The organism is Rhodanobacter sp. B05 (genome assembly GCF_002001085.1).
GTDB lineage: Bacteria > Pseudomonadota > Gammaproteobacteria > Xanthomonadales > Rhodanobacteraceae > Rhodanobacter.
The window spans coordinates 109,605-126,339 of record NZ_MUNU01000008.1; the positions used below are offsets into that span (position 1 = coordinate 109,605).

At 67.2% G+C, this 16,735-nt stretch carries 11 protein-coding genes and 1 riboswitch; of the genes, 7 read left to right on the plus strand and 4 right to left on the minus strand.

The window, feature by feature from the left end:
* The first annotated feature begins 107 nt into the window (after nt 1-107).
* Nucleotides 108-1,259, plus strand: coding sequence for an N-acetylglucosamine-6-phosphate deacetylase (gene nagA, locus B0E47_RS02955; RefSeq protein WP_077512357.1), 1,152 nt, complete (start codon nt 108-110; stop codon nt 1,257-1,259).
* A 51-nt stretch (nt 1,260-1,310) separates the two neighbouring features.
* On the opposite strand, the gene B0E47_RS02960 is transcribed toward nagA, so the two are convergent.
* Nucleotides 1,311-1,565, minus strand: a complete 255-nt coding sequence (locus B0E47_RS02960) for a helix-turn-helix transcriptional regulator (protein ID WP_077512359.1) — start codon at nt 1,563-1,565, stop codon at nt 1,311-1,313.
* Between the two features lies 1 nt (nt 1,566).
* Complete coding sequence (locus B0E47_RS02965) at nt 1,567-1,854, minus strand: type II toxin-antitoxin system mRNA interferase toxin, RelE/StbE family (protein WP_077512361.1); 288 nt, start codon at nt 1,852-1,854, stop codon at nt 1,567-1,569.
* Between the two features lie 181 nt (nt 1,855-2,035).
* Nucleotides 2,036-2,264, plus strand: a riboswitch (cobalamin riboswitch).
* A gap of 132 nt (nt 2,265-2,396) precedes the next feature.
* Between B0E47_RS02965 and btuB the strand changes: the two genes are divergently transcribed.
* The 3 genes from btuB to B0E47_RS02980 all read left to right on the plus strand — a co-directional run bounded on the left by btuB (nt 2,397) and on the right by B0E47_RS02980 (nt 10,901).
* The gene (gene btuB, locus B0E47_RS02970; protein WP_077512431.1) at nt 2,397-4,298 is read left to right on the plus strand and encodes a TonB-dependent vitamin B12 receptor; all 1,902 of its coding nucleotides are present in this window, start codon (nt 2,397-2,399) and stop codon (nt 4,296-4,298) included.
* Between the two features lie 94 nt (nt 4,299-4,392).
* Nucleotides 4,393-7,557, plus strand: coding sequence for an efflux RND transporter permease subunit (locus B0E47_RS02975; RefSeq protein ID WP_077512363.1), 3,165 nt, complete (start codon nt 4,393-4,395; stop codon nt 7,555-7,557).
* Between the two features lie 173 nt (nt 7,558-7,730).
* Entirely contained in the window at nt 7,731-10,901 is a 3,171-nt protein-coding gene (locus B0E47_RS02980) for an efflux RND transporter permease subunit (protein WP_077512365.1), read from the plus strand.
* Between the two features lie 93 nt (nt 10,902-10,994).
* Here the strand turns inward: B0E47_RS02980 and B0E47_RS02985 are convergent, their stop codons facing one another.
* Both B0E47_RS02985 and B0E47_RS02990 read right to left on the minus strand, forming a co-directional pair.
* Entirely contained in the window at nt 10,995-12,281 is a 1,287-nt protein-coding gene (locus tag B0E47_RS02985) for an MFS transporter (protein ID WP_077512367.1), read from the minus strand.
* 85 nt (nt 12,282-12,366) lie between these two features.
* Nucleotides 12,367-12,954 carry a DUF2239 family protein gene (locus B0E47_RS02990; RefSeq protein WP_077512369.1) on the minus strand — a complete coding sequence of 196 codons (588 nt, stop codon included), beginning with the start codon at nt 12,952-12,954 and terminating at the stop codon, nt 12,367-12,369.
* Between the two features lie 162 nt (nt 12,955-13,116).
* Between B0E47_RS02990 and B0E47_RS02995 the strand changes: the two genes are divergently transcribed.
* From B0E47_RS02995 to B0E47_RS03005, 3 genes are all read left to right on the plus strand, one after another.
* On the plus strand, nt 13,117-14,502 hold the full coding sequence (locus tag B0E47_RS02995) for a pitrilysin family protein (protein WP_077512433.1): 1,386 nt from the start codon (nt 13,117-13,119) through the stop codon (nt 14,500-14,502).
* A complete protein-coding gene (locus B0E47_RS03000; RefSeq protein ID WP_077512371.1) occupies nt 14,499-15,986 on the plus strand; it encodes a pitrilysin family protein in 1,488 nt (495 codons plus the stop codon). The genes B0E47_RS02995 and B0E47_RS03000 overlap by 4 nt, the downstream gene beginning before the upstream one ends.
* 209 nt (nt 15,987-16,195) lie before the next feature.
* Nucleotides 16,196-16,723, plus strand: coding sequence for an acyloxyacyl hydrolase (locus B0E47_RS03005; protein ID WP_254422778.1), 528 nt, complete (start codon nt 16,196-16,198; stop codon nt 16,721-16,723).
* Nucleotides 16,724-16,735 lie beyond the last annotated feature (12 nt).

The window sequence follows — 16,735 nt, forward strand, 5'->3', positions numbered from 1 at the left end:
GTAGGCCGCAAGGCCGAAGTCGAAGGGTGCGCGGAGACACTTCGACTTCGCTCGTTGGCGCGAGCTACGCTCAGTGCGAACGGGTTGGGAAAATCCTGGAATCCATCATGACGACCGCCCTCACCCACGCCCGCGTACTCACCCCCGAAGGTTGGCGCGATGATCTCGCCGTCGTGCTGGATGGCGGGCGCATTGCCGGCTTGCTGCCAGCGTCCGCTCCTGGCCTGCAAAACATGCCGCGACAAGACCTCGGCGGCGCGATGCTGCTGCCCGGTTTCATCGACGTGCAGGTCAACGGCGGCGGCGGCGTGCTGTTCAACGAGGCGCCGACGGTGGAGACGATCCGCCGGATCGGCACCGTGCATCGACGCTACGGCACCACCGGCTTCCTGCCGACGCTGATCAGCGACGAGCCCGCCGTGATGCGCGCCGCGCTGGTCGCGGTCGAGCAGGCGCTGGAAGAGGGCGTGCCCGGGCTGCTCGGCATCCATCTGGAAGGTCCGTACCTCGCGCCCGCGCGCAAGGGCGTGCACGACGCGAAGTATTTCCACGTGCCGGGCCGCGAGGAGCTGGCCTTGCTGTGCGCGCCGCATCGTGGCATCCGTCTGATCACGCTGGCGCCGGATCAGGTGCCACCCGAGAGCATTCGTGCGCTGGACGATGCCGGCGTGATCGTCTGCGCCGGCCATACCGCCGCCGACTACGCCACCACGCGCGTTGCGCTCGACGCCGGCGTGCGCGGCTTCACCCATCTGTTCAACGCGATGACGCCGTTCGGCAGCCGCGAGCCCGGCGTGGTCGGCGCCGCGCTGGAAGATCCGCACAGCTGGTGCGGCATCATCGTCGACGGCCACCACGTGCATCCGGCCAGCCTGCGCGTGGCGATCGCCGCGAAGGCGCCCGGCAAGATGCTGCTGGTCACCGACGCGATGCCGCCGGTCGGCGCCGACTCACCCGAATACGTGCTCAACGGCGAAACCATCATCGTCAGGGACGGCATATGCCAGACCGCGCAGGGCGTGCTCGCCGGTTCGGCGCTGGACATGGCCACCGCGGTGCGCAACACCGTGCAGATGCTTGGGTTGCCGCTGGAAGAGGCCGTGCGCATGGCCAGCACTTATCCGGCAGAGTTTCTCGGACTGCATGCCATATGCGGCCGTATCGATCCGGGCTGCAACGCCGATCTGGTGCTGATGGACGACGACTATTGCGTGCTGCGGAGCTGGATTGGCGGCATGGACGTGCCGGAGCGCCGGTAGGAGCGACTTCAGTGGACAGGGGTTTGGAAATCGGCGTCAGATACGAAATGGTCAGGCGGCGTTATCGAGCTGCCAGCCGGGAAACACCAACACGGCAGGATGGCAGTGAAGGGCGGTTGCCAGTGTCTTGGCCCGCTCCACGCCCAGGTTGACGCGTCCGTTCTCGATACTGGAGATGGTGGTCTGGGGAATGCCGCACAGTGCAGAAAGCCGGGTCTGGCTGAGGCCCTGAAGCTCACGGATGATCCGCACCGATTCTCCAGGCGAGACATCGATGCGCTTCTTGGCGGGAGTGTATTTACGCATATCAGCGTTTCCGATCGTCGTGTGGTGTAACGCGAACCACTTGCACGCTCATGACATCCGCCTCGATGGAATAGATGACAAGCCACTGCTCGTTCAAACGGGATGATCTGAAGCCTTTCCAGCCGCCTGAGAGGGATTCGTCCCGGAAGCCCTTGATTGAGCGGAGCCCTTGCGGTCCGGAAATCATGGCAATGTCTTTCCACTTCTCGTAGCGCTTGAGAATGTCCATCGGGACGCGGCCCGATGAAAGCTCCTTGTCCGCTTGACGAGACTCCAGGATTGTCCACATGGCATGTTATGGATAGTACAAATATGTACTGTCAAGCAGCCGGAAAAAGAATTCGGGATCAAAATCAGGGCCCCGAAGTCGGGGCCCTGTTCACCTTCCCCCGGGTAGCGGCAAGTCACCGCGCCTGCAGATCGGCGCAACGGAGCGCTGCCCCTCGGATTGCCAGCCGCACCCGTCGCCGCTACAGTGCGCAGGTTCAGGTGTCCCGACGGCCTCGCGCCCAAGGGATGAAACGGGAAGCCGGTGCGCAGTGCACATCACTGCAAGGCCGGCGCTGCCCCCGCAACGGTAAGCGAGAGACCGAACCGCGAATGCCACTGTGCGATGCACGGGAAGGCGCGGTTCGAGGCGAGCGGAGCACCGCCCGCCACTCGTGAGCCCGGAGACCGGCCTGGATGATTTCTGGTGGCTCGCGGTGGGCGAGGCCGAACCACGTGTGTGGCGCGCCTGCCTGCCCGTCGTTCCGTCTTCCTCCCTCTCGCCTGTTGCCAGCCCATTGGCCGATGGTGCCGTGCGCGGGTGCGCGGCATGAGGAAACGAACATGAAGAAGTCCTTGCTGACCGTGGCGCTGCTCGGCTGCACGATGGCCGCACAAGCCGCCGACCAAAATAATGCGACGTCGCTGGACCCGGTCGTCGTCACCGCCACACGTACCGCGATCACCGTCGACGATGCGCTGTCGTCGGTCAGCGTGATCACCCGCGCCGACATCGAGCGCTTGCAGCCGGCGTCGGTGATCGACCTGCTGACCGGCCTGCCGGGCGTGACCTTCACCCAGAGTGGTGGCATGGGCCAGCAGAGTTCGCTGTTTTTGCGCGGCACCAATTCCACCCATACCCTGGTGCTGATCGACGGTGTGCGGATCGGTTCGGTGACGGCGGGGCTGGCTTCGCTGGAGCAGATTCCGGTCGAACAGATCGAGCGCATCGAGATCGTGCGCGGCCCGCGTTCGAGTCTGTACGGAGCCGACGCGATCGGTGGCGTGGTCCAGATCTTCACCCGCCACGGCCACGCTGATGGTGGCATCGCCCCTTCGATGAGCATGACAACTGGCAGCCACGGTTTGTTCGGCGGCCAAGCCGGCCTGTCCGGCGGCGATGAACACGCCTGGTACAACCTCAGCCTCGGCGGCGAATACACCAGCGGCTTTCCCGGCTGCAGGATGGGCGCGGCCGAAGCATTCGCCGGCTGTTTCGTCGACGATCCGCGCGACGACGCGTACCGCAACTGGAATGGCGCGGCGAACGCCGGCTATCGCTGGGACAGCGGCACCGAGCTGACCTTCACCTGGTTGCGCAGCAAGAACGACGTGGAATACGCGGGCAGCCCGTACGGCGGCAACGACGCCGTCAACGAGCAGCGTGTCGCCGGTGCACGGCTGAGCTTCTCGCCGCTGGACAGCTGGAAGGTCACCTTGAACGCCGGGCAGAGCAGGGATCTCGCCACCACGTATTACCAGGGCACGTATTACGGCCAGTACTACCCGTTTGCGCAGACCGGCCATTCCAATTCGCGGCGAAATCAGGCGTCGTGGCAGAACGACATCGCACTGGCCGCCAACCAGCTGCTCACGGTCGGGGTGGATTACCAGCAGGAGCACGTCGACAGCAGCACCGGCTATCTCGCCAGCAAGCGCAACGACACCGGCACCTATGCGCAGTATCTGGGTACGTTCGGCCGCAACGAACTGCAGCTGTCCGCGCGGCATGACGACGATTCGCAATATGGTGGCCACGACACCGGTGCGCTGGCCTGGGGTTACCGCTTCGATCACGACCTGCGGCTGCTGGCCAGCTACGGCACCGCGTTCCACGCGCCGACGTTCAACGATCTGTATTACCCGCCGTACTACGGCATGCCGTCGGCCAATCCGGATCTGAAGCCGGAGAAGTCGCGCAGCGGCGAGTTGGGCCTGAACCAGAAACTAGGCAGCTGGAACTGGGCCTTGAATGCCTACCAGACCGACATCGACCAGCTGATCCTGCTCGATCCCAGCCAGAACTATGTGCCGTTCAACGTCAGCCAGGCGCGCATCCGCGGCCTGGAAGGCCAGCTCGGCGCGAACCTGGGTGGCTGGCAAGTGCAGGGTTATCTGACCCTGCAGCAGCCGAAGAACGACGACGGCGGCGCCAACAACGGCAAGCTGTTGCCGCGTCGGCCGGAGCGCACTGCGCGCATCGACATCGACCGCCGTTTCGGTGCGTTCGGCGTCGGCACCACCTGGTATGCCGCCGGCAAGAGCTACGACGACGCGGCCAACCTGCACCGTCTCGGCGGCTACGGCACATTGGCGCTGCGCGCGAGCTGGCATTTCGCGCCGGGCTGGCAGGTTGAAGGGCGCGTGGCGAACGCGTTCGATCACGATTACGAGACGGTGTACTACTACAACCAGCCCGGCCGCACCTGGTCGCTGACCTTGCGTTACAGCCCGGCGCTGCACTGATCCACGGACAGGGACGTCCACCACGCGCAGGGTTATCGGCAGGCTTCCGGCCAGTGGCGCTCTCCCGCTATGCTCCCGGGGCCAGGGAGAGCCCGTGAATATATTCGCACCGATGATCCGCCGCCCGGTCGGCACCTCGCTGCTCGCCATCGGGCTGATGATGGCGGGCGTATGGGCGTATCTGCTGATCGGCGTGGCGGCGTTTCCGTCGCTCGAATTCCCCGGCGTGGCGGTGATGGCGCAGATGCCCGGCGCCAGCGCGCAGACCATGGCGACCACGGTGATGGCGCCGCTGGAGCGCCATATCGGACGCATTCCGGGCGTCCAGTTCATCTTCTCCAATGCCAGCGAGGGCACTGCGCAGATCCAGGTGCTGTTCGACTACGGGCGCTCGACCGATGACGCCGCGCGCGACGTGCAGGCGGCGATCAACGCCGCCGCTGCCGACCTGCCGCCGGGGCTGCCGTCGCCGCCGCAGTACTTCAAGTTCGACACCTCGAAGGTGCCGGTGCTGCTGGTGACGCTGACCTCCAGCAGCCTGCCACCGGATCAGCTGTACGACCTCACCGACACCTTGTTGAAGCCCGCCGTGGCGCAGGTCGACGGCGTGGCCCAGGTCCAGGTCGGCGGCGGCACGCCGCACGCGGTGCGCATCGCGCTGAACGCCAACGCGCTGGCGATCAAGGGCATCACCACCAACGACGTGGCCAACGCCTTGCGCGCCGCCAACGTCACCTCGCCGCAGGGCATCCTCAGCGACGGCCTCACCCAGATGACGGTGACCGCCAACGATTCGCTGCACACGCCGGCGGATTTCGCCACGCTGGTGATCGCCAGCCGCCAGGGCGTGCCGGTGCGGCTGGCCGACGTGGCCACGGTCAGCAGCGGGCAGCAAGACAAGTACGCGGCGGCCTGGTTCAACGGCAAGCGTGCGGTGACCATGCAGATCAGCAAGCGCCCCGACGCCAACGCGGTGGCCACCGTGCAGGCGATCCGCGCGGCGCTGCCGGCGCTGAGCAAGGTGTTGCCGGCCGACGTGCAGATCACCCCGATCTTCGACCTCACCCCGACCACCGAATCGGCGCTGCACGAGGTCGAGGTGGCGCTGCTGATGAGCATCGTGATGGTGGCGCTGGTGATGCTGCTGTTCCTGCGCCGGTTGCGGCCGACCCTGATCGCGATGCTCAGCGTGCCGCTGTCGCTGGCCGGCGCGCTGATCGTGATGTGGATGCTCGGGTTCACCCTGAACATCTTCTCGTTGGTGGCGCTGGTGTTGTGCGTGGGCTTCGTCGTCGACGATGCGATCGTGGTGATCGAGAACATCGTGCGCCACATCGAGCAGGGCATGGCGCCGTTGCAGGCGGCGCTGACCGGGGTGCGCGAGATCGGCTTCACCGTGGTGTCGATCACGCTGTCGCTGATCGCCGTGTTCGGGCCGATGGTGTTCGGCGACAACATGTTCACCATGCTGATGCGCGAGTTCGCGGTGACCCTGGTCGCCACCATCGTGATCTCCGCGGTGGTTTCGCTGACCCTGACCCCGGCGCTGTGCGGGCGCAGCCTGATGCACGAGCCGGCGGGAACACGCACGCCGGGGCGCGTGGAGCAGCTGGCCGAGCGCTTCGATCGCTGGCTGCTCGGCCTGTACGAACGCTCGCTCGACTGGGCCATGCACCATCGCCGGGTGATGCGCTGGCAACCCGCGATCCTGCTGGTGCTGACCGTCGTGCTGGCGGTGGTGGTCGGCATCACCGCGGGCGGCGGCCTGATGCCGAAGGAGGACACCGGGCTGATGCGGGTGCAGATCACCGCGGGCCCGAACATCTCGCCCACCTTGCTGACCGCGCGCGCACGCGAGGTGGCGGCGGTTTTCCAGGCCGACCCGGCGGTGCTCGACGTGTCCACCATCGTCGACGGCAGCAACGGCGCGCACCTGTTCGTCGACCTCAAGCAACCGGGAGACAAGCCGGGCGACCGCCACGTCGAGGTGCAGCAGGTGGTCGATCGCCTGGCCGCCCACTTCAAGAATGTCAGCGACATCGATGTCGCGGTTTCCGCGGTGCAGTTCTTCGGCGGTGGCGGCGGCAGCGGCGGCAGTGCCGGTGGCGTCGGCCGGTTTTCGTTCCAGCTCAATAGCGTCGACGGCAGTCCGCTGCAGCAGCCCACCCTGCGGCTGGAGCATGTGATGCGCGGGATGAAGCAGTTCACCGACGTCACCAGCAGCTTCGACGATATCGGCACGCAGCAGATGATCGAGGTGGATCGCGCGGTCGCCGCGCGCCTGCACGTGGGCATGGGCCAGATCGATTCGGCGTTGTACAACGCGTTCGGACAGAGCCAGGTCTCCACCATCTACTCGGACATCAACCAGTACCGGGTGGTGCTGACCACCGACCACGCCGATGCGCTGAATCCGCAGGGCCTGCTTGGCACCTACGTGCGCAACAGCCAGGGCAGCATGATCCCGCTCTCCGCACTGGCGAAGATCCAGCCGCATCTGGCGCCGGCCAAGGTAAGCCATTTCAACCAGCTGGAATCGGCCTCGCTCAACTACAACCTGGCCAAGGGCATCACCCCGGCGGACGGGCTGAAGCTGGTCGACCAGGCGATCTTCGCCGCGCAGTTGCCGACCGGCGTGCAGAAGAAGTACACCGGCGAGAACCAGAACCTGCTCGACGCGCTGAACAATGCGCTGCTGATGCTGCTGACCGTGATCCTGGTGATGTACGTGGTGCTGGGCGTGCTGTACGAGAGCCTGATCCATCCGCTGACCATTCTCTCCACCCTGCCGGCCGCCGGCATGGGCGCCTTCCTGGCCATGCTGGTCACGCATACCCAGCTGACCCTGATGTCGATCATCGCCGTGCTGATGCTGATCGGCATCGTCAAGAAGAACGCGATCCTGATGGTCGACTTCGCCCTCGTCGCCGAGCGCGAGCGCGGGCTGTCGCCGCCGGCGGCGATCCGCGAGGCGGCGCTGGTGCGCTTCCGTCCGATCACCATGACCACCCTGGTGGCGATGGGCGCGGCGCTGCCGCTGGCGATCGGCTTCGGCTACGGCTCGGAACTGCGCCAGCCGCTCGGCATCGCGATCCTCGGCGGCCTGCTGGTGTCGCAGCTGCTGACCCTGCTGAGCACGCCGGCGATCTACCTGTGGCAGCACGACCATCGCGTGCGCAAGGCCGCGCGGCAGCAGCTGCGTGCCGAGATCAGGCGCCAGCGCGCGCTGCCGCCGCCGATGCCCGCGTTGCCGGAATAGCGCGATCCTCACCCCTGCCTTTCGACACGGTGTGTACTTCAGGCACATACGCCGGCGCGCGGCGACTGGCATAAGGTCGGCATGAAAGGAACTTCACTGCCCATCGCTGGTCTTGCGTGCGTGCCGGGAGCATGCGCGTTGCGTCGCTCCGGCATTCCGCCATGGGTGTCCGCATGAACATCTTCGCGCCGCTGATCCGGCGGCCCGCCGGTACGTCGCTGCTGGCTATCGGCCTGATCCTGGCCGGGCTGTGGGCGTACCTGTTGCTCGGTGTGGCCGCATTGCCGTCGCTGGATTTCCCCGGCGTCTACGTGGTGGCGAGCATGCCTGGCGCCAGCGCGCAGACCATGGCCAATACCGTGCTGGCCCCGCTGGAACGGCACCTGGGCCGGATCCCCGGCATCGACGACATGTACGGCAACGCCAGCGAGGGCCAGGCCTCGGTGGGCGTGCGTTTCAACTTCAGCCGCACCGCCGACAGCGCCGCGCGCGACGTGCAGGCGGCGATCAATGCGGCGGCGATCGACCTGCCTTCGGGCATGCCCGCGCCACCGCAGTACTTCAAGTTCGATACCTCGCAGATCCCGATCCTGTTCATCACGCTGACCTCGAAGGGGATGCCGCAGGACAAGCTGTTCGACCTCGCCGACACCCTACTCAAGCCCGCGGTGGCGCAGATCGACGGCGTGGCCCAGGTGCAGGTGTTCGGCGGCACCCCGCACGCGGTGCGCATCGATCTGGACAACCACGCGCTGGCGGCCAAGGGACTCACCGCGAACGATGTGGCGAATGCCTTGCGCGCGGCCAACGTCAACTCGCCGCAGGGCATCCTCAGCAACGGCCACACCCAGATGACGGTGAGCGCCAACGACGGCCTGCGCGAGCCGGCCGAGTTCGCGCAGCTGCTGATCGCCGAACGCAACGGCGCGCCGGTGCGCCTGTCCGACGTGGCCACCGTGTACTCGGGCCAGCAGGATCAGTACCAGGCGGCCTGGTTCAACGGCTCGCGCACGGTCGGCCTGCAGATCACCAAGCGGCCGGAGGCGAACGCGGTGGCCACGGTGGCGGCGATCCGCGCGCGCCTGCCGCAACTGGCCGCCTCGCTGCCGTCCAACGTGGCGATGATGCCGGTGTTCGACCTCACCCAGACCACCCAGTCGGCGCTGCACGAGGTCAAGGTCGCGCTGCTGATCTCGATCGTCATGGTGGCGCTGGTGATGCTGGTGTTCCTGCGCCGGCTGCGGCCGACCCTGATCGCCATGCTCAGCGTGCCGCTGTCGCTGGCCGGCGCCTTCGTGGTGATGTGGATGCTCGGCTACACGCTGAATACCTTGTCGCTGGTGGCGCTGGTGCTGTGCATCGGCTTCGTGGTCGACGACGCGATCGTGGTGATCGAGAACATCGTGCGGCACATGGAACAGGGCATGGCGCCGCTGCAGGCGGCCTTGACCGGCGTGCGCGAGATCGGCTTCACCGTGGTCTCGATCACCTTGTCGCTGGTGGCGGTGTTCGCGCCGCTGCTGTTCGGCAACAACATGTTGATCATGTTGCTGCGCGAGTTCTCGGTGACGCTGACCGCCGCGGTGGTGATCTCGGCGATCGTCTCGCTCACCCTCACCCCGGCGCTGTGCGGCCACCTGCTCAAGCACGAGCCGCAACCGCCGCGTCCGCCGGGGCGCATCGAACGGGCGGTGGAGCGTTTCGACCGCGGCCTGCTGCACCGCTACGAGCAGGCGCTGGACTGGGCCATGCGCCATCGCCGCATCATGCGCTGGCAACCGCTGCTGCTGCTCCTGCTGACCTTCGCGCTGGGCGCGGCGGTGGTGAAGACGGCCGGCGGCACCTTCATGCCGGACGAGGACACCGGCCAGTTGCAGGTCGACATCGAAGCCGATGCGAATATCTCGCCGACCGTGATGGCGGCGCGTGCGCAGCAGGTCGAGAAGATCATGCAGGCCGATCCGGCCGTGGTCGACCAGTTGACTCTGTTGGGCGGCAATGGCGGTGACGGTGGCGCCGTGGGCAACAATGCACGGATGTTCGTCGACCTGAAGCCGCGCGGCCACGGGCCCGGCGAGCGGCCGCAGAACATCAAGGCGGTGATCGAGCGCCTGTCGAAGCAATACGACCGCTTGCCCGACGTCAAGGTCTCGGTAAGCGCCTCGCAGTTCCTCGGCGGCGGTGGCAGCGGCGACAACGGCGGCCAGTACGAATTCCAGCTCACCAGCACCAGCGGCGGCGACCTGCAGCCGTGGGCGCTGAAGATGGTGCGCCAGCTGCGCACGATCAAGGAAATCCGCGACGTCAGCAGCCCGTTCGACCAGGTCGGCAAGGAGCAGCAACTGCATGTCGATCGCGAGGCCGCCGCGCGCCTGCACGTCAACATGGGCGCGATCGACACCGCGCTGTTCAGTGCGTTCGGCCAGCGCCAGGTGTCGCAGATCTATTCCGACATCAACCAGTACGCGGTGGTGCTCAACAGCAGCCCGGACGAGAATCTCAGCCCGCAATCGCTGCTCGGCATCCGCGTGCGCAGCGACCTGGGCCAGATGATCCCGCTGTCCGCGCTGGCGACGATGGAGCCGGCCACCAGCCCGTTGCGCGTGCGCCATCACAACCAGCTGCAGGCCGTCACGATCAGCTACAACCTGGCCAAGGACGTGCCGCAGGATCGCGGCATTGCGCTGGTCGACCAGGCGGCCTACGCGGTGAACCTGCCGCCCGGCGTCAAGGTGGAATACACCGGTGCCAACCAGCGCCTGCAGCAGGCACAGTCCAACGGCATGGTGTTGCTGTTGGGTTCGATCCTGGCGATGTACATCGTGCTCGGCATCCTCTACGAGAGCCTCGGCCATCCGTTGACCATCCTCTCCACCCTGCCCGCCGCCGGTGCCGGCGCCTTCCTGGCCATGCTGGTCACCCAGACCCAGCTTTCGCTGATGGCGATCATCGCGATCCTGATGCTGATCGGCATCGTCAAGAAGAACGCGATCCTGATGGTCGATTTCGCCCTGGTGCGGGAACGCGAACACGGCATGTCCGCCCCGGACGCGATCCGCGAGGCGGCGCTGGTGCGCTTCCGCCCGATCACCATGACCACCCTGGTGGCGATGGGTGCGGCGCTGCCGCTGGCGATCGGCTTCGGCATCGGTTCGGAAATGCGCCAGCCGCTCGGCATCGCCATCGTCGGCGGCCTGCTGGTGTCACAACTCCTGACCTTGCTCAGCACCCCGGCGATCTACCTGTGGAACTACGACCGGAAGATTCGCAAGGCGGCACGCAAGCTGCGGCGGGCGGAGAAGAAGCGGCTGAAGGCGATCGGTCGCCCGCAGACGGCATCCTGATCACGGTTCCGTCTGTCGTCACCGCTTTTTCAGCACGCTTCCGGTGACATTGGCCGCGACCGTGGTGCGATCTCCCTGCGCACCGGCAAAACCTCAGGCTGCCGCCTCCGCCCGCGCCGCGCCGATGCTGCGCAACGCCGGGTTGCCCATGCAGCTCAGCGCGATCGCGGTCAGCAGCAGGCCGGCGCCGGCGAACAACGAGGTCAGCGAAATCACTTTCAGCAGGCTGCCGGCGATCGCCGCCGAGATCGGGCCCAGGCCCATGAAGGTGAACATCAGCACGCTCATGGTGCGGCCCATCATCTCCGGCGCCACCCGGCGCTGGATCCAGCTGATGATGGCGATCTGCGCGATGCCCGCGAGCACGCCGGTGCCGGCCAGCAGCACCGCGCCGGTGATCGTCGAGTGCACCAGCGCCAGCGTGGCCAGGGCCAACCCGGCGAGGCTGTCGATGGTGAGCACCATCAGGCCGAGCCGTCCACGCACGGTGCGGCTGGCGATACCCGACAGGAAACTGCCGAGCAGCATGCCGCCACCGTTGGCGGTCATCAGGATGCCCAGCGAGGCGGCGCCCAGATCCATCCGCGTATCTGCCAGCACCGGCAGGCCGACCTGCAGCGGGCCGCCGACGAAGACCGAGACCACCGCGGCGTAGAGGATGAAGGCGCGCAGCGGCAGGTCGGCCCAGATCATGCGCACGCCGCTGGCCACGTTGGACAGCACGCCGCCGACGACAGCCTTGGGATGGAAGTCGCTGTGGATGCGGATCAGCAGCAGCGAGCCCAGTGAAAACGCGAAGCTGATCGCGTCGATGCTGAACGCCAGCCCGAGCCCGCCGGCATCCTGCACCGCTTGCGGCTGCGCGCCATGCGCGCCGACGCTGATCACCACGCCGGCCAGCGCCGGGCCGATGAACATGCTGAGCTGGCGCATGCCCATCACCAGCGCATTGGCCGGCTGCAACTGATCCTTCGGCACCAGTTGCGGCAGGATCGCCGAACCTGCCGGGTACGCGAAGGCAGTCGACAGGCCGATACCCAGCGCGATGACGTACACCAGCCACATGTGGATATCGCCCAGCAGCACCAGCGCGGCGAGCAGGGCCACCAGCAGCGCGTTGGCCCCGCGCGCGGCGAGCAGCACGCGGCGCGGCGACAACCGGTCCACCACCGCGCCGCCGATCAGCATGAACAACGCCCGCGGCAGCGCCATCGTGGCCAGCACCAGGCCCAGCGCCGCGGGGTTGCCGGTGAGCTTCAGCACCAGCCACGGCAACGCCACCAGGGTGAACTGATCGCCCAGCATCGAGATCGTGCTGCCGCCGAACAGCAGGCGGAAGTTGTGGTTGGCGAAGACGGAGTCGCGGCGGGCATTCGGCATCGGTGTGGTCTCGGGGTGGCAGGCCGAAGTCGTGGCGTTCCGGCGTGAATGTCGTCAGGGGCGGGATGGCATGGTAGTGCCGAACTCAGTCGGCCTGCGCGTTCCACGCGGTTGCGGCCAGTCGTCGAAGGTGATCGCGCACATCGACCGGCCACGCCGCGGTGAGTGCGGCGAAGCGTTCGCGCTCGCCGCGGTAAAAGGCCCGCGAGGCTTCTTCATAACCGACGAAGTTGCCGGTCATCGCCAGCATGAAGCGGTCCACCGCCTCGATCGCCAGCCGCGCGCGCTGCTTCGGTGTTGCATGCCGCGAAGCCTGCTCCACCAGCCGGCGCAACTCCGCCGAGGCGCCGCCGGATTGCCCGGCCAGCCAGTCCCAGTGACGTGGCAGCAGGGTGACCTCGCGCGCGATCACGCCAAGCTTCGGACGCCCCGGGCCACGACGGGCAGGCGCCGGGTCGGCAGGCAGCGGGGTCAGGCGCGCCTGTACCTCGGCCGGCGTGCCGCGCAGATCCAGCTCGAGCTGGCGGCTGCTTCGATCGTCGAAAATCAGGATCGGGCCCTGGGCGCCGGCGTCGATGGCTTGCCGAGTCGCCGCCGCCACGCCGGCAAGCTCGCCGGTGGCGAGCAGTCGGTGCCCGTCGAAGGCGCTGCACGTGGTCTCGGGGTTGGTCATGGAAACGGGCCGGGCACGGTGAGGTTGTGGATATTACCCGGGTTAAACATACTGTCAATAGCACCCGGGTAATTCATGGCCGGAGCCAGCCAGAATTCGGCAGCGGCCGGCCAGCTTGGTATGGTTGGCGACCACCCCCGGAAGGAACTGCAGGTAATGATCATGCGACTGCATCGCGTCACGCTGTTGGCCTCCCTGGTCCTGTTTGCCGCGACGCTCTCCCCGCCGGTGGTCGCCGCCACCGAGTTGAGCATCCCGCCGATCCAGTATCACCAGCGCACGCTGCCGAACGGGCTGCAGGTGCTCAGCGTGGAGGACCATGCCAGCCCCAACGTGGCGGTGCAGATGTGGTACCACGTCGGCTCCAAGAACGACCCGCAGGGGCGCTCCGGCTTCGCGCACCTGTTTGAACACCTGATGTTCAAGAGCACCAGGCACATGCACGCCGAGCAGTTCGACCGGCTGACCGAGGATGTTGGCGGCGCCAACAATGCTTCCACCGGCGACGACGTCACCAACTATTTCGAGATCGTGCCCAGCAATCACCTGCGAACCCTGCTGTGGGCCGAGGCCGAGCGGCTGTCCAGCCTCAACGTGGACGAGAAGAACTTCAAGTCCGAGCGCGCGGTGGTGGAGGAGGAATACCGCCAGAGCGTGCTGGCCCAGCCCTACGGCAAGCTGTTCAACGCGATCGACCCGCATTCGTACGCGGTGCATCCGTACCAGCGCCCCACGATCGGCAGCATTCCCGATCTGGAAGCGGCCTCGCTGCAGAACGTGATCGCGTTCCACGACACCTTCTACCGCCCCGACAACGCCACCCTGATCGTCGCCGGCGACTTCGACCCGCAGCAGCTCGACGCCTGGGTCGACGCGTATTTCGGCTGGATCCCGAAGCCGGCCACGCCGATCCCGCAGGTTACCGCGAAGGAACCGGTACGCAGGAAAGACATGCGCTACACCGTCACCGGCGAGACCGCGCCACTGCCGGCGGTGGCGATGACCTGGCTGATCCCGCCAGCCTCGGACAGTGCCGACCGCATCCCGCTGCAGGTCGCGGCGGCCTTGCTGTCGAAGGGCGATTCCTCGCGGCTGTACCAGTCGCTGGTATATCGCCACCAGGTAGCCCAGGACATCGGTGCCGATGCCGACGCGCGGGTCGGGCCGGGCCTGTTCACGGTCTACGCGATCCTCGCCAGTGGGCACCAGCCGGCCGAAGCGGAGAAGCTGCTGAGCGAGGAGATCATCTGGCTGGCGACGCAGCCGATCCCCGACGCCGAGCTGGACAAGGTCAAGACCCAGTTGCTCACCAGCGAACTGAAGCAGCGCCAGACCGCACAGGGCATTGCCTTCGCGCTGGGCCAGGCGAGCCTGATCGACGGCAACGTCGAGCATGTCAATGGCGACTTGCTCGCGTTGCAGCAGGTCAGTGCGAAGGACGTGCACCGGGTGCTGCAGAAGTACGTCACCGGCGCGAAAAAGGTCACCATCGATTACCTGCCGCAGGCCAAGGCCGCGCCGGCCACCGCCACGGGAGCAGCGAAATGAGCCGCGTCCATCCACTTCGCCTGGCCGTCTTTACGGCCATCCTGTCTGTCTCCGGCAGCGTGCTGGCGGGCGTGCCCGCGGCCAGCAACTTCCCCGCCACGCCACCGGCTCCGGGCCCGGCCCCGCAGTTGAGCGTGCCGACGCCGGCCACCCAGCGCCTGGCCAACGGCCTCGAGGTGATCAGCGTGCGCCGCGCCGGCCTGCCGCTGGTGACCGCGCAGCTGGTGGTGCGCCGTGGTGGCGAGATGGATCCGCCCGGCTTGGCCGGGCTGGCCGATCTCACCGCCAACCTGCTGAGCAAGGGCGCGGCGGGCAAGACCGCGCCGCAGATCGCGGCCTCGGCCGAGGCGCTGGGCGGCTCGCTGGATGCGTCCGCCGGTTGGGACGAGAGCGCGGTCGGCATCACCGTGACCACGCCGAAACTGCCGCAGGCCCTGGGCCTGCTGGCCGCGGTGGTGCGCCAGCCGGATTTCAGCGCCGCCGAATTGCAGCGCGCCAAGGCGCAGGCGGTCGACGACCTGCGCCTGCAACTTAGCCGGCCCACCGCGCTGGCCGCGCTGGCGGCCAGCCGCGGCGTGTTCGGCGAGGGCGCCTATGGCCACTCGCGCAACGGCACGCCGGACTCGATCGCACGCATCACGCGCGCCGACGTGCAGCACCTGCACGGCGAGTTGTACCGGCCGGACAACGCCATCCTGATCCTCACCGGCGACATCAGCGCGGCGCAGGCGCAACAGCTGGCGCAGGCCAGCTTCGGTGACTGGCAGAAACCGGCCACGCCGCTGCCGCCGCGACCGGCTGGCCGCACCGCCAGCGCGTTGCCGTCGATCCTGCTGATCGACCAGCACGGTGCCGGCCAGGCCGGCGTGGTTGCGGCCCACGCTGCACCACCGCGCAACGATGCGGACTACTACGTTGGCACCGTGGCCAATGCAGTGCTCGGCGGTTCGTACTCGGCGCGATTGAACGAGGAGATCCGGATCAAGCGCGGCCTGTCCTATGGCGCCAGCAGCCGGCTGCAGTCGTTCGGCGATGCCGGCATCTGGCTGGCTTCGGCGCAGACCAAGAATCCGTCGGCGCCGCAGTTGGTCGAGCTGATGCTCGGCCAGTTCAAGCTGCTCGGCAGCACGCGGGTGTCCGCCGACGAACTGGCCGCGCGCAAGGCGACCCTGATCGGCGGCTACGGCCGCAGCCTGGAAACCACGGCGGGGCTGGCCAACCAGGTCGCCGGGCTGGCGATCTACGGCGTCAGGCTGGACGAGATCGGCAAGTACATCGCGCGGGTGCAGGCGGTCACGCCGAAGCAGATCGAGAAGTACGCACGCAAGCACCTGGATGGCGACGACAGCCACGTGGTGGTGGTGGGCGATGCGGCGCAATTCGGTGCGGCGATCCGCCAGCAACACCCCAAGGCAGTGCTGCTGGAATCCACCGCGCTGGATCTGGACAGCCCCAGCCTGCAGGGGCCGCCGGCCAGCCGATAAGCCGTTGCACGAAATCTCCCCGAAAACCCCGGCTTCGGCCCGGGTTTTCGGGCGGGGGCGGGAAAGCATCGCGCGCGGTGCAGGCTCTACCTTTGGGTCCTTGGCGAGGCCGGACGATCCGGCGCGAAGAAGTCCCTTGGATTCACTTCGGTGTGACGCTATTTAGTGGACCATTCCGTTCATTAATACCCCACTGAACCGAGGTACCCATGCGCTTCCCTGCCAAAGCCCACCTTGTTGCCGTGGCGCTCGCGCTCCTGCCGGCGGCCTTTCCTGCCCACGCCGTCCATGTACAGATCGAGGCTGGACCCAGCTACATGGACCGCTACGCCACCGACGCGATCTTCGTCGAGGGCGTGTTCGATGCCCATCGGATCGGCGACAGCCGCTGGAGCTGGTCGCCGGATGTCTCGCTCGGCTGGATCAACGGCCGCGACATCGCCCGCTTCCACGACAGCCGCTACGGCACCAGGGACGACGCCTGGCTGGCGGCGGCGGGCGCCCGCTTCCAGTACGGCGATGCCAATGACTGGTATCGACACCTGTTCCTGAGCTTCCAGCCCGCGCTGAACAGCGCACGCACGCAGGCGCTGAGCAGCCCCTACGAATTCGTCAGCACGCTGGGCTGGCAGGGGCGCCGTTTCAGCGTGCAGATTCGCCACGTGTCGAACGGCGACCTGCACAAGCCCAATCGCGGCGAAACCATGGCCCTGGTCGGCTTCGGGTTCGATCTGTAACGGGTAACGTCG